This is a genomic window from Mycobacterium palustre (assembly GCF_002101785.1).
In the GTDB taxonomy this organism is placed as follows: Bacteria; Actinomycetota; Actinomycetes; order Mycobacteriales; family Mycobacteriaceae; genus Mycobacterium; species Mycobacterium palustre.
This window is the reverse complement of record NZ_LQPJ01000098.1, coordinates 108,450-129,873: the sequence shown is the minus strand read 5'-3', so window position 1 is coordinate 129,873 and position 21,424 is coordinate 108,450. Positions and strand designations below refer to the sequence as shown.

General features: G+C 69.9%; 18 protein-coding genes. 12 read left to right on the top strand and 6 right to left on the bottom strand.

The window, feature by feature from the left end; genetic code table 11:
* Window positions 1–36: 36 nt before the first annotated feature.
* Entirely contained in the window at window positions 37–795 is a 759-nt protein-coding gene (locus AWC19_RS12105; protein WP_085078312.1) for an isocitrate lyase/PEP mutase family protein, read from the bottom strand.
* A 112-nt stretch (window positions 796–907) separates the two neighbouring features.
* On the opposite strand from AWC19_RS12105, the gene AWC19_RS12100 reads away from it, so the two are divergent.
* From AWC19_RS12100 to AWC19_RS29885, 5 genes are all read left to right on the top strand, one after another.
* Window positions 908–1,213 carry a hypothetical protein gene (locus AWC19_RS12100; protein ID WP_085078311.1) on the top strand — a complete coding sequence of 102 codons (306 nt, stop codon included), beginning with the start codon at window positions 908–910 and terminating at the stop codon, window positions 1,211–1,213.
* Window positions 1,214–1,292: 79 nt separating this feature from the next.
* The gene (locus AWC19_RS12095) at window positions 1,293–2,114 is read left to right on the top strand and encodes a hypothetical protein (RefSeq protein WP_085078310.1); all 822 of its coding nucleotides are present in this window, start codon (window positions 1,293–1,295) and stop codon (window positions 2,112–2,114) included.
* A 41-nt stretch (window positions 2,115–2,155) separates the two neighbouring features.
* Complete coding sequence (locus AWC19_RS12090; protein WP_085078309.1) at window positions 2,156–4,084, top strand: fumarate reductase/succinate dehydrogenase flavoprotein subunit; 1,929 nt, start codon at window positions 2,156–2,158, stop codon at window positions 4,082–4,084.
* Window positions 4,085–4,831: a succinate dehydrogenase/fumarate reductase iron-sulfur subunit gene (locus tag AWC19_RS12085; protein ID WP_085078308.1), complete on the top strand. Its 747-nt coding sequence runs from the start codon at window positions 4,085–4,087 to the stop codon at window positions 4,829–4,831.
* 400 nt (window positions 4,832–5,231) lie between these two features.
* Window positions 5,232–5,387, top strand: a complete 156-nt coding sequence (locus AWC19_RS29885) for a hypothetical protein (protein ID WP_169718109.1) — start codon at window positions 5,232–5,234, stop codon at window positions 5,385–5,387.
* 34 nt (window positions 5,388–5,421) lie between these two features.
* On the opposite strand, the gene AWC19_RS12080 is transcribed toward AWC19_RS29885, so the two are convergent.
* Window positions 5,422–5,910, bottom strand: coding sequence for a flavin reductase family protein (locus tag AWC19_RS12080; RefSeq protein ID WP_085078345.1), 489 nt, complete (start codon window positions 5,908–5,910; stop codon window positions 5,422–5,424).
* Window positions 5,911–5,915: 5 nt separating this feature from the next.
* Window positions 5,916–6,953 (bottom strand): isopenicillin N synthase family dioxygenase, encoded by a 1,038-nt coding sequence (locus AWC19_RS12075; protein ID WP_085078307.1) that lies wholly within the window; start codon window positions 6,951–6,953, stop codon window positions 5,916–5,918.
* A gap of 201 nt (window positions 6,954–7,154) precedes the next feature.
* Between AWC19_RS12075 and AWC19_RS12070 the strand changes: the two genes are divergently transcribed.
* Entirely contained in the window at window positions 7,155–8,990 is a 1,836-nt protein-coding gene (locus tag AWC19_RS12070; RefSeq protein WP_085078306.1) for an acyl-CoA dehydrogenase, read from the top strand.
* Window positions 8,991–9,293: 303 nt separating this feature from the next.
* Here the strand turns inward: AWC19_RS12070 and AWC19_RS12065 are convergent, their stop codons facing one another.
* Window positions 9,294–10,601, bottom strand: a complete 1,308-nt coding sequence (locus AWC19_RS12065; RefSeq protein WP_372508635.1) for an acetyl-CoA C-acetyltransferase — start codon at window positions 10,599–10,601, stop codon at window positions 9,294–9,296.
* Window positions 10,602–10,752: 151 nt separating this feature from the next.
* Here AWC19_RS12065 and AWC19_RS12060 point away from each other — a divergent pair, with 151 nt between their 5' ends.
* Together AWC19_RS12060 and AWC19_RS12055 are read left to right on the top strand one after the other, a co-directional pair.
* Complete coding sequence (locus tag AWC19_RS12060; RefSeq protein WP_085078304.1) at window positions 10,753–12,117, top strand: 3-oxoacyl-ACP reductase; 1,365 nt, start codon at window positions 10,753–10,755, stop codon at window positions 12,115–12,117.
* Between the two features lie 16 nt (window positions 12,118–12,133).
* Window positions 12,134–12,979 carry a MaoC/PaaZ C-terminal domain-containing protein gene (locus tag AWC19_RS12055; RefSeq protein ID WP_085078303.1) on the top strand — a complete coding sequence of 282 codons (846 nt, stop codon included), beginning with the start codon at window positions 12,134–12,136 and terminating at the stop codon, window positions 12,977–12,979.
* Window positions 12,980–13,073: 94 nt separating this feature from the next.
* Here the strand turns inward: AWC19_RS12055 and AWC19_RS12050 are convergent, their stop codons facing one another.
* Together AWC19_RS12050 and AWC19_RS12045 are read right to left on the bottom strand one after the other, a co-directional pair.
* The gene (locus AWC19_RS12050) at window positions 13,074–13,694 is read right to left on the bottom strand and encodes a TetR/AcrR family transcriptional regulator (RefSeq protein ID WP_085078302.1); all 621 of its coding nucleotides are present in this window, start codon (window positions 13,692–13,694) and stop codon (window positions 13,074–13,076) included.
* A 66-nt stretch (window positions 13,695–13,760) separates the two neighbouring features.
* A complete protein-coding gene (locus AWC19_RS12045; protein WP_085078301.1) occupies window positions 13,761–14,894 on the bottom strand; it encodes a glycoside hydrolase family 3 N-terminal domain-containing protein in 1,134 nt (377 codons plus the stop codon).
* 122 nt (window positions 14,895–15,016) lie between these two features.
* Between AWC19_RS12045 and AWC19_RS12040 the strand changes: the two genes are divergently transcribed.
* The 4 genes from AWC19_RS12040 to AWC19_RS12025 all read left to right on the top strand — a co-directional run bounded on the left by AWC19_RS12040 (window position 15,017) and on the right by AWC19_RS12025 (window position 21,397).
* Window positions 15,017–15,208: a DUF2613 family protein gene (locus AWC19_RS12040; protein WP_085078300.1), complete on the top strand. Its 192-nt coding sequence runs from the start codon at window positions 15,017–15,019 to the stop codon at window positions 15,206–15,208.
* A gap of 90 nt (window positions 15,209–15,298) precedes the next feature.
* Window positions 15,299–15,472, top strand: a complete 174-nt coding sequence (locus tag AWC19_RS12035; RefSeq protein ID WP_065443914.1) for a DUF2613 domain-containing protein — start codon at window positions 15,299–15,301, stop codon at window positions 15,470–15,472.
* A 151-nt stretch (window positions 15,473–15,623) separates the two neighbouring features.
* On the top strand, window positions 15,624–19,856 hold the full coding sequence (locus tag AWC19_RS12030) for an alpha-(1->3)-arabinofuranosyltransferase (protein ID WP_142281128.1): 4,233 nt from the start codon (window positions 15,624–15,626) through the stop codon (window positions 19,854–19,856).
* An 86-nt stretch (window positions 19,857–19,942) separates the two neighbouring features.
* A complete protein-coding gene (locus AWC19_RS12025; protein ID WP_085078299.1) occupies window positions 19,943–21,397 on the top strand; it encodes a lipase maturation factor family protein in 1,455 nt (484 codons plus the stop codon).
* Window positions 21,398–21,424 lie beyond the last annotated feature (27 nt).

Genomic DNA, 21,424 nt, shown 5'->3' with positions numbered 1-21,424 from the left:
ATCGCTGGCGTCCAAACGCTGTGACGCCCAGCACATCTAGCCCCAGCGGGCCAGCAGCTCTCTGGCCCGCGCCGCCAGGGTGGACTGCAAAAACGGCCCGAAGCTGATCCGCGCGACGCCCAGCGGGCCGAACGACGCGGGGTCGTCCTGGTCCGGCAGCGCTATCGCGTTGACCGGCAGCGGCAGCTCGGTTGCCAAGCGCCGCAACGTTTCCGGGTCGTGGCGCCCAACCGGATACAGGACGTCGGCCCCGGCCGCGGCGGCCTCGGTGAGGCGCGCGACGGCCCGCTGGACCCGATCGGACTCGTCGCCGTCCTCCCGCAGGAAAAGGTCGGTCCGCGCATTGATCACCACGTGCACCCCGGCCGCGTCGGCGGCCGAGCGCAGCGCGCCGACCAGCTCGGCGTGCTCGGCCGCCGACCGCAGCCGCTTGCCCTCCGAATGCACGGTGTCCTCGATGTTGAGCCCGACCGCGCCCGCGCCCAGCAGGCCGTCGATCAGGCGCGCCGCCGGCTGCCCATACCCCGATTCGATGTCCACCGACACCGGGACCTCGACCGCGGCGGTGATCTGCGCGACGCGGGCCAGCGCGTCGTCGAACGACATGCCCTCGCCGTCGGGTTTGCCCACCGAATCCGCCATCGGGTGGCTGCCGACGGTGAGCCCGGCGAATCCGGCGTCCGCCGCGAGCCGGGCCGACCACGCGTCCCACACGGTCGGCAGGATCACGGGGTCGCCCGGGCGGTGCAGCGCGAGCAGCGCCGCGGCGCGTTCGGCGAGGGATTGACCGGCCATGAGGTGTTTGCTCCGTAAGTCGCGGGTGTGACGTGCCCGACATCGGGCCCGTGCGGCCGATAGTATCGGGGGCGTACTGTGATCCGTAACACCGTGAGCCCTAGGAGATCCGTTGTCGAGCCCGACTGGCACCACTGAAATCGCCGAGCTGCACGACCTCATCGGCGGCCTGCGGCGGTGCGTGAACTCCTTGCGGGCCCGCTACGGCGACAGCCCGGCGATGCGCCGCATCGTCATCGACGCCGACCGGATCCTGTCCGACGTCGAATTGCTCGACACCGACGTCTCCGAACTGGACCTGGCCCGCGCCACCGTGCAGCAGTCCGGCGAGAAGATCGCCATTCCCGACACCCCGTACGACAGCGACTTCTGGCGTGATGTCGACGACGAAGGTGTCGGGGGTCACAACCGGTACTGACAATCGAGACCCCCACAAAAGGGGGGTCCCTACTCTGTGTACCCTTCGAGCTGACAGCCCGTTCGAAGAGGAACACTAGATGAGCGCACCCACGGCGAACCGTCCTGCGTCCGGCGTTTTCTCGGCCACCCGCGCGCAAATACCCGAACGGACACTCCGCACGGACCGCTGGTGGGTACCGCCGCTGGTGACCAACCTCGGCCTGTTGGCGTTCATCGTCTACGCCACCACCCGCGCGTTCTGGGGCAGCAGCTACTGGGTTGACAAATACCACTACCTGACGCCGTTCTATTCGCCGTGCGTCAGCGCCTCGTGCGAGCCGGGCGCCAGCCACCTGGGCGTGTGGTTCGGGCACTTCCCGTGGTGGATTCCGTTGGGAATGCTGGTGTTACCCTTCCTGCTTGGTTTCCGGATCACCTGTTACTACTACCGCAAGGCCTACTACCGCTCGGTGTGGCAATCGCCGACCGGCTGCGCGGTCCCCGAACCGCGCGAGCACTACACCGGTGAGACCCGGCTCCCGCTGATCATCCAAAACAGCCACCGCTACTTCTTCTACATCGCGGTAGTCGTCTCGCTCATCAACACCTACGACGCGATCATGGCGTTCCATTCGCCGTCGGGCTTCGGATTCGGTTTGGGCAACGTCATTTTGGTCGCCAACGTGCTGCTGCTGTGGGCCTACACCGTCTCGTGCCATTCGTGCCGGCACGTCACCGGCGGGCGCCTCAAGCACTTTTCCAAACACCCTGTGCGCTATTGGATCTGGACACAGGTCAGCAAGCTGAACACCCGGCACATGATGTTCGCCTGGATCACGTTGGGGACCCTGGCGCTCACCGACTTCTACATCATGCTGGTGGCCAGCGGAACCATTCCCGACTTGAGATTCATTGGCTGACAAGGCCTTTAACGCCAATCATCGAGAAATAGCGAGGATTCATGGTCGAGGTCGAACGGCACTCCTACGACGTGGTCGTGATTGGTGCCGGCGGCGCGGGGTTGCGTGCGGTCATCGAGGCGCGCGAGCGTGGCCTGCGGGTCGCGGTGGTGTGCAAATCCCTGTTCGGCAAGGCACATACGGTGATGGCCGAGGGCGGCTGCGCGGCGTCGATGGGCAACACCAACCCGAAGGACAACTGGAAGACCCACTTCGGCGACACCATGCGCGGCGGGAAGTTCCTGAACAACTGGCGGATGGCCGAGCTGCACGCCAAGGAGGCCCCGGACCGGGTCTGGGAGCTCGAGACCTACGGCGCGCTGTTCGACCGCCTCAAGGACGGCAAGATCAGCCAGCGCAACTTCGGTGGGCACACCTACCCGCGGCTGGCGCACGTCGGCGACCGCACCGGCCTGGAGCTGATCCGCACCATGCAGCAGAAGATCGTGTCGCTGCAGCAGGAGGACCACGCCGAGCTCGGCGACTACGAGGCGCGGATCAGGGTGTTCGCCGAATGCACGATCACCGAGCTGCTCAAGGACGGTGACGCGATCGCCGGGGCGTTCGGCTATTGGCGTCAAAGCGGCCGGTTCGTCGTCTTCGAGGCGCCCGCGGTGGTGTTGGCCACCGGCGGCATCGGCAAGTCGTTCAAGGTGACCTCCAACTCCTGGGAGTACACCGGCGACGGGCACGCGCTGGCGCTGCGCGCGGGGGCGTCGCTGATCAACATGGAGTTCGTCCAGTTCCACCCGACGGGCATGGTGTGGCCGCCGAGCGTGAAGGGGATCCTGGTCACCGAGGGTGTCCGCGGCGACGGCGGCGTGCTGAAGAACTCCGACGGCAAGCGGTTCATGTTCGACTACATCCCCGCGGTGTTCAAGGGCCAGTACGCCGAGACCGCCGACGAGGCCGACCAGTGGCTCAAGGACAACGACTCGGCCCGCCGCACGCCGGACCTGCTGCCCCGTGACGAGGTCGCGCGCGCGATCAACTCGGAGGTCAAGGCCGGTCGCGGCAGCCCGCACGGCGGCGTCTTCCTCGACATCGCGTCGCGGTTGACGCCCGAGGAGATCAAGCGCCGGCTGCCGTCGATGTATCACCAGTTCAAGGAGCTGGCGGGGGTCGACATCACCAAGGAGCCGATGGAAGTCGGGCCCACCTGCCACTACGTGATGGGCGGGGTGGAGGTCGACGCAGACACCGGCGCGGCCATCGTCCCCGGCCTGTTCGCCGCCGGGGAGTGCTCGGGCGGCATGCACGGGTCCAACCGGCTCGGCGGCAACTCGCTGTCGGACCTGCTGGTGTTCGGCCGGCGCGCCGGCCTGGGCGCCGCCGACTACGTGCGGGCGCTGAGCAGCCGCCCGTCGGTCACCTCAAACGCGATCGACACGGCGGCCAGGCGGGCGCTCGCCCCCTTCGAGGGGCCGACCGACGGGTCCGCCGCCGAGAACCCCTACACCCTGCAGCTCGAGCTGCAGGACTCGATGAACGAGCTGGTCGGCATCATCCGCAAGGCGGATGAAATCACCGAGGCACTTGGCCGGCTGGAGAAGCTTCGCCAGCGGTTCAAGAACATTCACGTCGAGGGGGATCGCCAGTACAACCCGGGCTGGAACCTGGCCATCGACCTGCGCAACATGCTGATGGTCAGCGAGTGCGTGGCCAAGGCCGCGCTGGAGCGCACCGAGAGCCGCGGCGGGCACACCCGCGACGACCACCCGGCGATGGACTCGTCGTGGCGCAAGCAGTTGCTGGTCTGCCAGGCCGCCGGCGGCGACGACGTGATCCCGGACATCTCGATCACCCGCAAGGAGCAGGTGCCGATGCGGCCCGACCTGCTGGAGCTCTTCGACATCTCCGAGCTGGAGAAGTATTACACCGACGAGGAACTCGCCGGCCACCCCGGACGGACCCCGAGGACGGAGAAGTAAATGGCCTACAACGCGACCATGCGGGTGTGGCGCGGCGACGAAGCCGGTGGCGCGCTGCAGGACTTCACGGTCGAGGTCAACGAGGGCGAGGTGGTGCTCGACGTCATCCACCGCCTGCAGCAGACCCAGACGCCCGACCTCGCCGTGCGGTGGAACTGCAAGGCGGGCAAGTGCGGGTCGTGCTCGGCGGAGATCAACGGCTACCCGCGGCTGATGTGCATGACGCGGATGTCGACGTTCGCCGAGGACGAGGTCGTGACCGTGACGCCGCTGCGGACGTTCCCGGTGATCCGCGACCTGGTCACCGACGTCTCGTTCAACTACGAAAAGGCCCGCGAGATACCGTCGTTCGCGCCGCCCAAGGAGCTGCAGCCGGGCGAGTACCGGATGGCGCAGGTCGACGTGCAGCGCTCGCAGGAGTTCCGCAAGTGCATCGAGTGCTTCCTGTGCCAGAACGTCTGCCACGTGGTGCGCGACCACGAGGAGAACAAGAAGGCGTTCGCCGGGCCGCGCTACCTGATGCGGATCGCCGAACTGGAGATGCACCCCCTGGACACCCTGGACCGGCGCAACCAGGCACAGCAGGAACACGGCCTGGGCTACTGCAACATCACCAAGTGCTGCACCGAGGTCTGCCCGGAGAACATCAAGATCACCGACAACGCGCTGATCCCGATGAAAGAGCGGGTCGTCGACCGCAAGTACGACCCCGTGGTGTGGCTGGGCAACAAGCTGTTCCGCCGCTGAAACTCATTCCCCGTTAAAACCCGGGTAGGCCGAACAGCAGGCCACTGGCGCCGCCGATACCGGCGAGGCCGTTGAGGTTGTTGCCGTTCACCCCGGGAACACCGCCGTTGCCGCCGGTGCCGCCGGCACCTCCGGAGCCGAACAGCCCGAGTGCTCGCGGTGCTCGCCGCCCACCACGGCCGGCACGATAACGGTTGACCCGGCCGGCGGACCCCCATCAGGCTCTATTCGACGAAAACCGCTGCGGTGCAAACCAATCGGCAAGGCGTCAGGGGTGCGCGGCCCGTCCCGCGAAGGCCGAATAGGGGCGAATCGCCGATCGCGAAATGGGCCCCGTGGTGCGGCTGCGCAACAAGATGTTCCACCGTTAACCGCCGGCGGCTTCGGGTACCCGGTCCCCATGCGAGGAATCACCAGCGTCAACGAGATTCGCACCGCGATCCGCGAGTTGTCGGTGCGTGCCGAGCTTGCGCACAAGGAGGGCCGGCACGAGGACGCCGCCGAGATCGAGCGGCGCGTCGCCGGCTATCGCGAAGAGCTCAGCCACCGCCCCTAGGGGCGGCCCGCCGCGTTCGCCGCACCGGGTCCAGCTAGGCGCCCAGGCGGCGGAACGTGCTGCGGTGAAACACGATGGGCGCCACCTCGGCGTCCACGGTCACCTCGTTGACCCGCAAGACCACGATGGTGTGATCGCCCGCGGGAATCAACTGCTCGATCGCGCTCTCCAGCCACAGCCCGGTGCCCTTGATGAAGACCGCGCCGCTGTCGCGCGATACCGTCTCGAGGCCCGCGAACCGGTCGCCGGTCTTGGCCGCCAGCGTGCGCGCGGCCTCGTCGTGGGCCTCGCCGAGCACGCTGATCCCCAGCATCGGAACGCGCTTGAGTTTGGGCCACGTCGTCGAGGTGTTCTGCACGCAGAACGACACCAGCGGCGGCTCCAGCGAAACGGGGACGAACGTGCTGGCCGCCAGACCCTCCCGGACACCCCCGACCTCTGCGGCGATGGCCACCACGCCGGACGGAAAATGGCCGAAGGCCTCACGAAGCGTGGACGGTGTCAGGTTTTTGTTCGAGTTCACCGCGGTCATTCGCCCCTCGCGCCGAGAACGGAATTCTCGTCCCCGACCCTACCTGCCGAATACCCGTGAGCTGAAGCCACATCGGGGTGGGCCCGCAGCCTGCTCTTCCAGGCGTTGCGGCCGTAGACCGAGAAGATCGGGTCCGACGGGTCATGCCTCGGGGACGCCCGCGCCCGCAACGACTCGGGCAGCGACAGCACCGGGATCTGGCCGTCCAGGCGGGGATTGAAGAAGTACGGCACCGAAATGCGTTCCGGACCGTCCAGGTTGACCCGGTGCTCGGTGGCCCGCAGGTAGCCGCCGGTCGCCACCTCGAGCAGCTCGCCGATATTGACGATGAACGCGCCGTCGAGCGGCGGCACGTCGACCCAGCCGTCCGCCGGTCCGCCGGTGGCCCGCCGCACCTGCAGTCCGCGGCTACCCGGCTCGGCCAGCAGCAACGTGAGCACGCCCGCGTCGCGGTGGGCTCCCACGCCCTGCGGGCTGGCCGCGCGGGCCGGGTAGCGGATGATCTTGATCAACGTGGCCGGGGTCCCGGCGAAGGCCGGTTCGAAGATGTCAGGCGGGCTGCCGAGTGAGGCCGCCCAGTGCCGAAGCAGGGTCCGGGCTACCGACGACAGCGCGGCGTCCCACGCCTCGACGATGCCCGGCAGTTCGGGCAGGGCCGCCGGCCACTGGTTGGGGCCCTGCAGCCACAGGTAGTCCGGCCGGCCCGGGCCGCCGATCGGGGGGCGTTCGGGGCCGATGTCGATCTGCTCGCGCCAGTCCACCCGACCCTGCGTCAGCTCGCCGCCCAGCCGGGTGTAGCCGCGGAAGTGCGGGCTGCGCACCATTGCGACGGCGTCCTTGTCGGCCTGCGGCAGCGCGAACAGCCGGCGGGCCGCCTCGAGCACCCGGCCGGCGAGCTCGGCCGGCACGCCGTGGCCCGTCAGGTAGAAGAAGCCGGCCTCGTGCGCGGCCTCCCGCAGGCCCTCCCGCAGTTGCTCCGGGTGTGACCGAAGGTCCACCACGGGCAGGGCGGTGACGCTCCCCACGTCGTTCATGACGCATCATCTTCGCAGGTAAACGGCCGATTGGCGAACTTACCGGCGCCTTCCCAACCGGTTGGTTAATTAGATGGTGAAATCTAGCTCACACTCGCTTGCGTGCGGCTAGGCCACGGATATATTTTAGGGTAGTTACTGGTGGGTAACTTAGACCTAGTACCCAACCACGAGTGGCATTCTCAACGAGGAGGAAACTCAGTGAGCCACTACAAGAGCAACGTCCGTGACCAGGTATTCAACCTGTTCGAGGTCTTCGGCGTTGACAAGGCGTTAGGCCAGGGCGAGTACGCCGACCTCGACGTCGACACCGCCCAGGAGATGCTTTCCGAGATCAGCCGGCTGGCCGAGGGGCCGGTCGCGGAGTCTTTCGTCGAAGGTGACCGCAACCCGCCGGTTTTCGACCCCGAGACCCACTCGGTGACGCTGCCGGACAGCTTCAAGAAGTCGGTCCAGGCGGTCCAGGAGGCCGGCTGGGACAAGGTAGGCATCGACGAGGCCCTCGGCGGCGTGCCGATGCCCAAGGCGCTGGTGTGGGCCCTGCACGAGCACATCCTCGGCGCCAACCCCGCCGTGTGGATGTACGGCGGCGGCGCCGGATTCGCCAACATCCTCTACCACCTCGGCACCGAGGAACAAAAGAAGTGGGCCGTCATCGCCGCCGAGCGCGGCTGGGGCTCGACCATGGTGCTGACCGAGCCGGACGCCGGTTCGGACGTCGGCGCCGGCCGGACCAAGGCGGTTCGGCAGGAGGACGGATCCTGGCACATCGACGGCGTCAAGCGGTTCATCACCTCCGGTGACTCCGGCGACCTGTTCGAAAACATCTTCCACCTGGTGCTGGCCCGCCCCGAGGGCGCCGGCCCGGGCACCAAGGGGCTGTCGCTGTTCTTCGTGCCGAAGTTTCTCTTCGACTTCTCCACCGGCGAGCTGGGCGAGCGCAACGGAGTGTTCGTCACCAACGTCGAGCACAAGATGGGCCTGAAGGTCTCCGCGACCTGCGAGCTGTCGTTCGGGCAGCACGGCGTGCCCGCCAAGGGCTGGCTGGTCGGCGAGGTGCACAACGGCATCGCGCAGATGTTCGAGGTCATCGAGCAGGCCCGCATGATGGTCGGCACCAAGGCGATCGCGACGCTGTCCACCGGCTACCTCAACGCCCTGGCCTACGCCAAGGAGCGCGTGCAGGGCGCCGACATGACCCAGATGACCGACAAGACCGCCCCGCGGGTGACCATCACACACCACCCCGACGTGCGCCGCTCGCTGATGACCCAGAAGGCCTACGCCGAGGGTCTGCGCGCGTTGTACCTCTACACGTCGACGTACCAGGACGCCGCGGTGGCCGAGGCGGTCCACGGCGTGGACGCCAACCTGGCCGTCAAGGTCAACGACCTGCTGTTGCCGGTGGTCAAGGGCGTCGGCTCCGAGCAGGCCTACGCCAAGCTGACCGAGAGCCTGCAGACGTTTGGCGGTTCGGGCTTCCTGCAGGACTACCCGATCGAGCAGTACATCCGTGACGCCAAGATCGACTCGCTCTACGAGGGCACCACGGCCATCCAGGCGCAGGACTTCTTCTTCCGCAAGATCGTCCGCGACAAGGGTGTGGCCCTGGCCCACGTGTCCGAGCAGATCCAGGAGTTCGTCAACAGCGAGTCCGGCAACGGCCGCCTCAAGACCGAGCGCGAGCTGCTGGGCAAGGCGCTGGCGGACGTCCAGGCGATGGCCGCCACGCTGACCGGCTACCTGATGGCCGCCCAGGAGGACGTCACCAGCCTCTACAAGGTCGGCCTGGGCTCGGTGCGGTTCCTGATGAGCGTCGGTGACCTGGTCATCGGCTGGTTGCTGCAGCGTCAGGCCGCGGTCGCCGTGGCCGCGCTGGACGCCGGCGCCAGCGGCTCCGAGCGGTCGTTCTACGAGGGCAAGGTCGCGGTGGCGTCGTTCTTCGCGAAGAACTTTTTGCCGCTGCTGGCCGGCACCCGTGAGGTGATCGAGACCCTGGACAACGACATCATGGAGCTCGACGAGGCCGCCTTCTAACCTCGCGAGTCAGACACCAAGGTCCCCCGCTTCCACGTTAAAGCGGGGGACCTTGTGTCTGTGGGGGCGGCAGAGAGCAAAAACGGGGGGAGATACCAAAAAGGCCGCCGCTGGATCCCCTCACTCCAGCGGCGGCCCTTTTCGTACGCCCGGCGTGGTCTTCCGCCGACGGGCGGTCGATTTGGGGATGCCCCGTATTGCCGTCGGGGTCGGGTCAGACCGCAACACGGGGCTATCCGGACGAGGGATACCCAACCGGTCGGGTTAGTAACCCATTGTGACGCATTCATCGGCCGGGGCGCGTCACGCCTCCAGGATCGCCGCCACGCCCTGCCCGCCGGCGGCGCAGATGGAGATCAGCGCGCGGACCGTTCCGCCGCCGCTCGCCTTCTTCTCGGCCAGCTGCTTGGCCGCCTGCGCCAGGATGCGCCCGCCGGTGGCGGCGAAGGGGTGGCCCGCGGCCAGCGACGACCCGTTGACGTTGAGCTTGGACCGGTCGATCGAGCCGAGCGCGGCATCCAGGCCCAGCCGCTCCTTGCAGTACTCCTCGGACTCAAACGCTTGCAGGTGCGCGAGCACCACCGACGCGAACGCCTCGTGGATCTCGTAGAAATCGAAGTCCTGCAAGCTCAGCCCGTTGCGGGCCAGCAGCCGGGGCACCGCGTAGGTGGGCGCCATCAGCAGGCCGTCGCGCCCGTTGACGTAGTCGACGGCGGCCGTTTCGGCGTCCACCAGGTAGGCCAGCGGGGTCAGCGAGTGGGCGGCCGCCCAGTCCTCGCTGGCCAGCAGCGCGACGGACGCGCCGTCGGTCAGCGGCGTGGAGTTGCCGGCCGTCATCGTCGCGTCGCCGTTCTTCACCCCGAAGACCGGCCGCAGCGTCGCCAGCTTCTCGGCGCTGGCGTTGGGCCGCAGGTTGTCGTCGCGGTACAGGCCGAGGAACGGCGTCACCAGGTCGTCGAAGAAGCCGCGGTCGTAGGCGGCGGCCATGTTGCGGTGGCTGGCGACTGCCAGCTCGTCCTGGTCGACGCGCTTGATGCCCATCTGCTTGGTGGTGATGGCGGCGTGCTCGCCCATCGACAGCCCGGTGCGCGGTTCGCTGTTGGCCGGGATCTCGATGCCCAGGGTGGCCGGCAGCGTGCCCACCAGCTTCAGCCGTTGCAGGTTGGATTTGGACCGGCGCAGCTTGAGCAGCTGGCGGCGCAGGTTGTCGCCGAGGCCGATCGGCGGGTCGGAAGTGGTGTCGACGCCTCCGGCGGCGGCCACCTCGTAGCGACCGGATGCGATGCCGTCGGCCGCGGCGATCGCCGCCTGCAGCCCCGTGCCGCAGGCCTGCTGGATGTCGAAGGCCGGCGTGTACGACGACAGCTCCGAGCCCAGCACGCATTCCCGGGTCAGGTTGAAGTCGCGGCTGTGCTTGAGCACCGCGCCGCCGACCACCGCGCCGAGGCGCTCGCCGGCCAGCCCGAAGCGGTCCACCAGCCCGTCGAGGGCCGCGGTGAGCATGTCTTGGTTGGACGCCTCGGCGTAAGCGCCGTCCGACCGGGCGAACGGGATGCGGTTGCCGCCCAGTACGGCGACGGGGCGCCTCGTCTTCGAATCGGCAGAAGCCACGATGTTCTCCGGGGGTGTCGGTTTCGGATGGGCCGGTACCAGCCATACTACTCACTGTTCTTACTCTGAAGTAAGTTTGGTCCCGATACGGTTGCCATATAACGGGCACTCCACCACCCGAACACACCCGAACACAATGGAAGGCAGCTCAGTGGCTCCCAAAGGCTCGTCCGATCTGTTCTCGCAGGTGGTCAACTCCGGCCCCGGATCGTTTCTGGCAAAGCAACTCGGCATCCCGCAGCCCCCGGCACTGCGCCGCTACCGGCCCGGCGATCCGCCCCTGGCCGGGTCCCTGCTGATCGGCGGTGACGGCAGGGTCGTCGAACCGCTGCGCGCGGCGCTGAACTCCGACTACGACGTGGTCGGCGCCAACCTGGGCGGCCGCTGGGCCGACCAGTTCGGGGGCCTGGTGTTCGACGCCACCGGCATCACGACGCCGGCCGGGCTCAAGGCGTTGCACGAGTTCTTCACACCGGTCCTGCGCAACCTGGGCCACAGCGGGCGCGTCGTGGTCGTCGGCACCACCCCCGACGCCGCCGGCAGCACCGACGAGCGAGTCGCGCAGCGCGCGCTGGAGGGGTTCACCCGCTCGCTGGGCAAGGAACTGCGCAACGGCTCCACCGTGGCGCTGGTGTACCTGTCGCCGGCCGCCAAGCCCGCGGCCACCGGGTTGGAATCCACGATGCGGTTCATCCTGTCGGGGAAGTCGGCCTACGTCGACGGCCAGGTGTTCTACGTCGGGGAGGCCGACTCCACGCCGCCGGCCGACTGGGACCGGCCGCTGGACGGCAAGGTGGCGATCGTGACCGGCGCGGCCCGGGGGATCGGCGCGACGATCGCCGAGGTGTTCGCTCGCGACGGCGCCCGCGTGGTGGCGATCGACGTGGAGTCCGCCGCCGAGGGCCTGGCCGAAACCGCCAGCAGGGTGGGCGGCACCGCGCTGTGGCTCGACGTCACCGCCGAGGACGCCGTCGACAAGATCACCGAGCACCTGCGCGACCATTACGCCGGGCGCGCCGACATCTTGGTCAACAACGCCGGCATCACCCGCGACAAGCTGTTGGTCAACATGGACGACGCGCGCTGGGACGCCGTGCTGGCCGTCAATCTGCTTGCGCCGCAACGCCTTACCGAGGGTCTGATCGGCAACGGCACCATCGGCGAGGGGGGCCGGGTGATCGGACTTTCGTCGATGGCCGGCATCGCGGGCAACCGCGGGCAGACCAACTACGCCACCACAAAGGCCGGGATGATCGGCCTGACCCAGGCGCTGGCCCCGCAGCTGTACGACAAGGGCATCACGATCAACGCCGTCGCACCGGGGTTCATCGAGACCCAGATGACCGCCGCCATCCCGCTGGCCACCCGCGAGGTCGGCCGCCGGATGAACTCGCTGCTGCAGGGCGGGCAGCCCGTCGACGTCGCCGAGACCATCGCCTACTTCGCCAGCCCGGCGTCAAACGCGGTGACCGGCAACGTGATTCGGGTCTGCGGCCAGGCCATGCTGGGCGCCTAGGTTTCGGGAGAACGTGATGAATCAGCCAAGCGGCCTGAAGAACATGCTGCGCGCGGCGGCCGGGGCGCTGCCGCTGGTGCCCCGCGGCGACCGGCTGCCCAGCCGCACCGTGACGGTCGAGGAGCTGCCCATCGACCCGGCCAACGTGGCCGACTACGCGGGGGTCACCGGGCTGCGCTTCGGCAACCACGTGCCGCTCACCTACCCTTTCGCCCTGACCTTTCCGTCGATGATGTCGCTGGTGACCGGATTCGACTTCCCTTTCGCGGCAATGGGTTCGGTGCACACCGAGAACAAGATCATTCAGTACCGCCCGATCGCGGTCACCGACACGGTCGCGGTGCGGGTGCACGCCGAGAACCTGCGCGAGCACCGCAAGGGCCTGCTGGTGGACCTGGTGACCGACGTCAGCGTCGGCAACGATCTGGCCTGGCATCAGGTGACGACCTTCTTGCACCAGCAGCGCACCAGCCTGTCCGACGAGCCCAAGCCGCCGCCGCAGAAGCAGCCCAAGCTGCCGCCGCCCAGCACGGTGCTGCGCGTCACGCCCGGGCAGATCCGCCGTTACGCCGTCGTGGGCGGCGACCACAACCCGATCCACACCAACCCGATCGCGGCCAAGCTGTTCGGCTTCCCCACGGTGATCGCGCACGGAATGTTCAGCGCCGCGGCCGTATTGGCCAACATCGAGGGCCGGCTGCCGGACGCGGTGGAGTACGACGTGCGGTTCGGCAAGCCGTTGGTTTTGCCGGGCACCGCGGGGCTCTACGTCGACGGGGGCGATGACGGTGGCTGGGACATTTCGCTGCGCAACGTCTCCAAGGGATACCCCTACCTGACGGGGCGCGTCCGGGCCCTCTAGCCCTTGCGCCCCGCCGCCGGCCACGGCGCACAAGAACTCGAGGTTGTCGCGGCGGGGCGGTTCGGCCGCCTTGACGAAGGTAGGTCTGGCCGGCTTATCCGGCTTGTGAGGCGGCTTCCCGGTCCTCCGGGGTGCCGCGGAGGCCGTGCCAGAACAACTCGATCATCAGCTCGGCCGCATCGTCGACGTCGACGTCGCCCGTGGACAGCCGGTTGGCGATCGCCTCGCCCGCACCCACCAGCGCCACCGCCATCATCTGCTGCTCGGCGTCGGGCCGCGGATGGCGGCTGCCGGTGCGCACCAGCCCGGCCACCAGCTCGATGATCTGCTCGCGGCCCTCGCGCACGGTGTGCGCGAACGCCTGCGAGCTGATGGCCTGGGTGTACATCACGATCCACGACGCGCGGTTGGCGTCGATGTAGCGCAGAAATGACCCGATCGCGTTGCGCAGCAAGTCCTTTGGGCTCTGCGAAAAGTTGATGTCGGCGCGCACCGCGTCGATGAACCGGCCCAACTCCCGGTTCAGGCAGGCCCCGAACAGGTCCTCCTTGGAGCCGTAGTACAGGTAGAGCATCGGCTTGGAGATCTGCGCCGCGGCGGCGATGGCATCCATCGAGGTCTCGTGGTAGCCGTTGACCGAAAACATCTGCACCGCGGCGTCCAGCATCTGCTGTTCGCGGACGGCGCGGGGTAGCCGCTTGGTACCACCGGCCATCGCTTCGCCCTTTCAAGCCCTGTCGGGCACCGTTATCCGACTCCAGCGTAACGAGGAGGCGGCGCCTTAGTGTCCACAAGCGGCGTTCCGGCCCTTCATCGCGGCCACCCGTGCCAGCGATTCGTCGACCCGCTGTGTCGTCAATTCGCCGGATGCCACCGCTTTTTGCAACCGGTCCAGGACGGCGGGCACCTCTTCGGTGCTGACCCACAGCGCGACGTCGGTACCCGCCTGCAGGGTGCGCAGTACGGCGTCGGACACGCCGTAACGATCGGAGATCGCGGCCATGCTGGACAGATCGTCGCTGAACACCGGGCCGCTGAAGGGCGGGGCGCCGTAACCGGTGCCGTCGCGCAGCAATTGCACGGCCTCGCGGCTCAGGCTGGCCGGTAAGTCGTCGGGGGTCAAGCCCGGAACCTGCAGGTGACCGACCATGACGGCGACCGGGAGCTGGGTCAGTAGTGTCCGGTAAGGCACCAGGTCGTCGGTCTGCAGCTGGCTTAGCGGCGGCGTGACGACCCCGCCCTTGTGCGAGTCGCCTGAGCCGTGCCCGTGGCCGGGGAAGTGCTTGAGCACCGGCAGCAGGCCGGCGTCGCGCAGGCCCTGCGCGTAGGCTCCGGCGTAGGCGGTGACCGTGTTGGGATCGGCGCTGAACGAGCGGTCACCGATGACGCCGTCCGGGGCATCGGTGACGTCGACCACCGGGGCGAAGTCGATGGTGATGCCCAGCTCGCGCATCTTCTTGCCGCGGTCGGCCTCCAAGTCGTGGACCTGCTGGGGCGTCTGGGTCTGTGCCAGCTCCCGAGCCGACGGGGCCGTCCCGATCAGCGACTTCAACCGGGACACGCGGCCGCCCTCCTCGTCGACCCCGACCGCCAGCGGGAGCGGCCCCGCGCTGCGGGCGACATCGGTCAGCGGGCCCTTGAAGATCGACAGGTCCGTCCAGCCGCCGATGATGATCCCGCCGACGTGGTGGTCGTTGACGACGGCCCGGGCCTCGTCCCCGTTCCTCACACCCACCATCAGCAGCTGCGCCAGTTTGTCGCGCGGCGGCAGCGTGGTCGGGTCGCCGCACATCGGCGCCGGAACAGCGGCGGGCTTGTTCGACGACGACGCGGCCGGGTGTGCGGCATGGTGGCCGCAGCCGGCCAGCAACGCGGTTGCGGCGGCGAGCACGGCCAGGGTGCGGGGCAATGTCATCCGGTCATGTTGTCATGGCGGGCGTTTCGTCCCGGGCCGCAGGGGGCGTCGGCGGTACCGTGCCAGTGAGGGGGCCAGCAAGGGGCCGGGGCACCCCTTTGCCTGGCAGGGAGGAGCCAGCCATGACCGGGTTTACCCTGGCCGCGGCCAGCATCGCGGCGGGTTTGTCGATCGGCGCCGCGGCGACCGTCGGGATCACGCTGGCCTGCCAAGACCACGTCGTGGCGCCGGCGCCGGCGACCGCACCCCCGCCGGGGCCGCGCCTGGTGGGCTACGGCGACCGCTGCTTTCACGGGCACTGTTTGCATCTCTGAGCCGTCCGGGCCCGCGACGGCGCTTCTGCTAGGTTGACGCTAGGTTGGAAGTCGCGACCGCACAGCCCGAATAGCCCGCAAGGAGCCACGTTGAACCGGATCATTGCGCCCGCCGCCGCGAGCGTGGTGGTTGGCCTATTGCTGGGGGCGGCCGCGATCTTCGGGATCACCTTGATGGTGCAACAGGACACGAAGCCGCCACTCCCCGGGGGCGATCCGCAGTCGTCAGTGCTCAACCGGGTGGAGTACGGAAACCGTAGCTAGCGGCGATCGCAAGCGCGGCGAAGCCGGGCGCAGCGGGTCGCCGCCGTCGACTCCCGGCGATCGCAAGCGCGGCGAAGCCGGGCGCAGCGGGTCGCCGCCGTCGACTCCCGGCGTGGCGGGGCCCGGGCGGCTAGAGCCCGCGGCGACGTCCCTGACACCGCCGGCCGCGTCGCGCCGGTGGCTGGTGTTGGTCGGCGCGCTGGCGCTGCTGCTGACGTTCGCGCAGTCGCCCGGGCGGGTCTCCCCCGACACCAAGCTCGACCTCACCGCCAACCCCCTGCGCTTCCTGGCCCGCGCGACCAACCTGTGGAACAGCGAGCTGCCGTTCGGGCAGGCGCAGAACCAGGCCTACGGCTACCTGTTCCCGCACGGCACCTTCTTTCTGGTCGGCCACCTGCTGGGCGTGCCCGGGTGGGTCACCCAGCGGCTGTGGTGGGCGCTGCTGCTGACGGTGGGCTTTTGGGGGGTGCTGCGCGTCGCCGAGGCGCTGGGCATCGGCAGCCCGGCGTCGCGTGTGATCGGCGCGGCGGCGTTCGCCCTGGCGCCGCGGGTGCTGACCACGCTGGGGTCGATTTCGTCGGAAACGCTGCCGATGATGCTGGCGCCGTGGGTGTTGCTGCCGACGATCCTGGCCCTGCGCGGCGCCGGCACCCGGTCGGTGCGGGCGCTGGCGGCCCAGGCCGGGGTGGCCGTGGCCCTGATGGGCGCGGTGAACGCCATCGCGACGCTGGCCGGGTGCCTGCCCGCGGTGATCTGGTGGGCCTGCCACCGGCCGAACCGGTTGTGGTGGCGCTACACGGCGTGGTGGGCGCTGTCGCTGACGCTGGCGGTGCTGTGGTGGGTGGTGGCGCTGGCCCTGCTGCGCGGCGTCAGCCCCCCATTTTTGGACTTCATCGAATCCTCCGGTGTGACGACCCAGTGGTCGTCGCTCACCGAGATCCTGCGCGGCACCGACGCCTGGACGCCGTTCGTCGCGCCGACGGCGACCGCCGGCGCGCCGCTGGTGACCGGCTCGGCGGCCGTGCTGGCCACCTGCCTGGTCGCGGCCGCCGGGCTGGCCGGACTGGCCGGCCCCGGGATGCCGGCGCGGGGCCGGCTGGTCACGATGCTGTTGGTCGGGATCGTGTTGATGGCGGCCGGCTACAGCGGCGGCCTGGGCTCGCCCTTCGCCCACGAGGTGCAGGCGTTCCTGGATGCCGCCGGCGCGCCGCTGCGCAACGTGCACAAGCTCGGGTCGGTGATCCGGCTCCCGCTGGTGTTGGGCGTCGCGCAGCTGCTGGGCCGGATCCCCCTTCCCTCTTGGGGGCCGGGCAGCGCGCCGCCGCCGGTGTGGCTGCGGGCGTTCGCCCACCCCGAGCGTGACAAGCGGGTGGCGGTGGCGGTGGTGGTGCTGACGGCGCTGCTGGTCAGCACCTCGCTGGCCTGGACGGGCCGGCTCGCCCCGCCGGGCACGTTCGCGGCGATCCCTTGGTACTGGCACCAGGCCGCCGACTGGCTCAGCGAGCACAACAAGGGCACCCCGGTACCCGGCCGGGTCCTGGTGGTGCCCGGCGCGCCGTTCGCCACCCAGGTCTGGGGGACCAGCCACGACGAGCCGCTGCAGGTGCTCGGCGACAGCCCGTGGGGGGTGCGCGACTCCATCCCGTTGACCCCCCCGCAGACCATCCGGGCGCTGGATTCGGTGCAGCGCCTGCTCGCCGCGGGGCGCCCGTCGGCTGGCCTGGCCGATACCCTTGCCCGCCAAGGGATTTCGTACGTGGTGCTGCGCAACGACCTGGACCCGGAGAACTCGCGATCGGCGCGGCCCATCCTGGTGCACCGCGCCGTCGACGGCTCGCCGGGGCTGCAGAAGGTGGCGCAGTTCGGCGCGCCGGTGGGCCCCGGGACGCTGGCGGGCTTCGTCGCCGACAGCGGGCTGCGCCCGCGCTACCCCGCAGTGGAGATCTATCGCGTCGCCGCGCCGGGCGATCCGGGCGATCCGGGCGCGCCCTATCTCGTCGACGCCGACCGGCTGGCCCGCGTCGACGGCGGCCCGGAGGCGCTGCTGCGCCTTGACGAGCGGCGCCGGCTGCTGGGCCAGCCGCCGCTTGGACCGGTGCTGCTGACCCAGGACGCGCGCGCGGCGGGCCTGCCCCTGGACTCCGGGGTGACCGTCACCGACACCCCGGCGGCGCGGGAGACCGACTACGGCCGGGTCGACCAGCACTCGTCGGCGGTCCGGGCGCCCGACGACGCCCGGCACACCTACAACCGGGTGCCCGACTATCCGGTCCCCGGCGCCGACCCCGTGTTCGGCGCCTGGACCGGCGGGCGGATCACCGCGTCGAGTTCGTCGTCGGATTCCACGGCGATGCCCGACGTGGCGCCGGCGACGAACCCCGCCGCCGCCATCGACGGCGACTCGGCCACCGCCTGGGTGTCCAACGCGTTGCAGGCCGCCGTGGGCCAATGGCTGCGGATCGATTTCGACCATCCCGTGGCCAACGGCGCCATCACGCTGACCCCCAGCGCGACCGCCGTCGGCGCCCAGGTCCGCCGCATCCTGATCGAGACCGCCACCGGAAGCACCACGCTGCGGTTCGACGAACCGGGCAAGCCGCTCACCGCCGCGCTGCCGTACGGCGAAACCCCCTGGGTGCGCGTCACCGCCGCCGGCACCGACGACGGGTCGGCCGGTGTGCAGTTCGGCATCACCGACCTGTCGATCACCCAGTACGACGCGTCCGGGTTCGCCCACCCGGTGACCCTTCGGCACACCGTGCGGGTGCCCGGGCCGCCGCCGGGCGCGGCGATCGCGGGCTGGGACCTCGGCTCCGAACTGCTCGGGAGGCCCGGCTGCGCCCAGGGCCCCGACGGCGTGCGCTGCGCGGCGTCGATGGCGCTCGCGCCCGAGGAGCCGGTGAACTTCAGCCGCACGCTGACCGTCGCGGCCCCGGTGTCGGTGACCCCGATGCTGTGGGTGCGCCCGCGCCAGGGCCCGAAGCTGGCCGACCTGATCGCCGCCCCCAATACCGCCCGGGCCCAAGGGGATTCGGACGTGGTGGACGTTCTCGGCTCGGCCTATGCGGCCACCGACGGCGACCCGGCCACCGCGTGGACGGCCCCGCAGCGGGTGGTGCAACACAAGTCGCCGCCCACGCTGACCGTGACCCTGCCGCGCCCCGCCGAGGTGGCCGGGCTGCGCCTGGTGCCCAGCCGCTCGGAGCTGCCGGCGCAGCCGACCATGGTGGCCGTCGACCTGGGCGACGGCCCTCAGGTCCGGGAGCTCAAGCCCGGCCAACCGCAGACCCTGTCGCTGCACCCCCGGGTGACCGACACCGTCAGCATCAGCTTGCTCGACTGGGAAGACGTCATCGACCGCACCGCCCTGGGGTTCGACCAGCTCAAGCCGCCCGGGCTGGCCGAGGTGGCGGTGCTGGGCGGCGACGGCGGCCCGATCGCCCCCGCGGACGCCGCCGGCAACCGGTCCCGCGAGGTCACCGTCGGCTGCGGCCAGGGGCCGGTCATCGCCGTCGCGGGGCGGTTCGTGCACACCTCGATCCACACCACCGCGGGCGCCCTGCTCGACGGCGGACCGGTGGCCGCCCTTCCCTGCGAGCGCGACCCGATCGCGCTGCCCGCCGGCCAGCAGGAGCTGCTGATCAGCCCCGGCGCCCAGTTCGTCGTGGACGGCGCCCAGCTGTGGACCGCCGGCGCCGCCGGATCCCCCGGCGCCCGGCCGGTTCCCGCCGACGCCGGGGCCTGGGGCCCGAGCCGGCGCGAGGTGCGGGCCCCCGCCTCCGCCACGCCGCGGCTGCTGGTCATCCCGGAAAGCATCAACCCGGGCTGGGTGGCGCGCACCGGCGACGGGACCCGGCTGACGCCGGTGGCCGTCAACGGCTGGCAGCAGGGCTGGGTGGTGCCGGCGGGCGACCCCGGCACCATCACGCTGACTTTCTCCTCGAATTCGCTGTACCGCGCGGGCCTGGCCGTCGGGCTGGCGCTGCTGCCGCTGCTGGCGCTGCTGGCGTTCTGGCGCACCCGGCGCCGCCGCGCCGACGACCCGCCCGCGCAGCCGTGGCCCTCCGGGGCCTGGGCGGCGGTCGCGGCGCTGGCGGCCGCGGTGGTGATCGCGGGCCCGGTGGGGCTGGCCGTCGTCGGCGCCGCGCTGGGCCTGCGCTACTCGTTGCGCCATCGGCCTTGGCGCGACGGCGCGACCGTCGCGCTGAGCGCGGGCGGGCTGATCCTGGCCGGCGCGGCGCTGTCCCGGCATCCGTGGCGGTCGGTCGACGGTTACGCCGGCCACTCGGCGAATGTGCAACTGCTGGCGCTGATTTCGCTCGCGGCGCTGGCCGCGTCGGTCGTAATCGTGCCCGGCGGCAGACGCCCGCCCTCCGCCGAATGACTTTTAAGGTGTTGGCTACCGGTTTTCCGGCTGCTTGACTTGGATACACGGCTCGGTGTCTTCGCCCCGCCCGAGGAGTTACGGCCATGGCATGGTTTTCGGCACCCGGATACTGGCTGGGCAGGCTGGTGATGGAGCGCGGCGTCGCGGCCATCTATGCGATCGCGTTCGCGGCCGCCGCTTTGCAGTTCCGGGCGCTCATCGGCGAGCACGGAATGCTGCCGGTGCCACGGTTTTTGGCCAGGCAGTCGTTTTGGCGGACGCCGAGCCTGTTTCATCTTCGCTATTCCGACCGCCTGTTCGCGGGCGTCGCCTGGCTGGGCGCGGCGGTGTCGGCGGCCCTCGTCGCCGGCGCCGCCGACCTGGTGCCGCTGTGGGCCGCCATGCTGATGTGGCTGACGCTGTGGGCGCTCTACCTTTCGATCGTCAACGTCGGGCAGGTCTGGTACGGGTTCGGCTGGGAGTCGCTGCTGCTGGAGGCCGGTTTCCTGATGATCTTCCTCGGCAACGACACGGTGGCGCCGCCGCTGCTGACGCTGTGGATGGCGCGGCTGCTGCTGTTCCGCGTCGAGTTCGGCGCCGGGCTGATCAAGATGCGCGGCGACCCCTGCTGGCGCGATTTGACCTGCCTGTACTACCACCACGAGACCCAGCCGATGCCGGGCCCGCTGAGCTGGTTCTTCCATCATCTGCCCCGGCCGCTGCACCGCGTCGAGGTCGCGGGCAATCATTTCGCCCAGCTGGTGGTGCCGTTCGGGTTGTTCGCGCCGCAGCCGATCGCGAGCGCCGCCGCCGGCGTCGTCGTGGTGACCCAGCTGTGGCTGGTGGCCTCGGGCAACTTCGCCTGGCTGAACTGGGTGACGATCGTCCTGGCGTTCAGCGCCGTCGACGACGCGTCGATCGCGACGCTGACCGGGCTTTCGGGGCAGCCGGCGTGGCCGGCGCCGCCGCCGTGGTTCGCCGGGCTGGTGATCGCGTTCGCCGCGGCGGTGCTGTTCATGAGCTACTGGCCGGTGCGCAACATGCTGTCGTCGCGCCAGCGAATGAACATGTCCTTCAACCCATTCCACCTCGTGAACACCTACGGTGCGTTCGGAAGCATCGGCCGCGTGCGCCAGGAGGTGGTGATCGAGGGCACCGACGAAAAGCGACTCACCCCGCAGACGGCGTGGCAGGAATACGGATTCAAGGGCAAGCCCGGCGACGTGCGCCGGCTGCCGCGGCAATGGGCGCCGTATCACCTGCGGCTGGACTGGCTGATGTGGTTCGCCGCCATCTCGCCGGGCTACGCGCAGGCGTGGCTGACCCCGCTGCTGCGGCGGCTGCTGCGCAACGACCCGCCCACGCTGCGCCTGTTGCGGCACAACCCTTTTCCGGATTCCCCGCCCCGGTATGTGCGCGCGCAGCTGTATGAGTACCGGTTCACCACCTGGGCCGAGCTGCGACGCGAGCGGGCCTGGTGGCACCGCACCCTCATCGGCGGCTACGTCCGGCCCCTGTCGTTGCCGCCGGCGGAAAATTTCGAATCGCCGCGAACGTGAACCTGTGATAGACCATCACCACTGAAC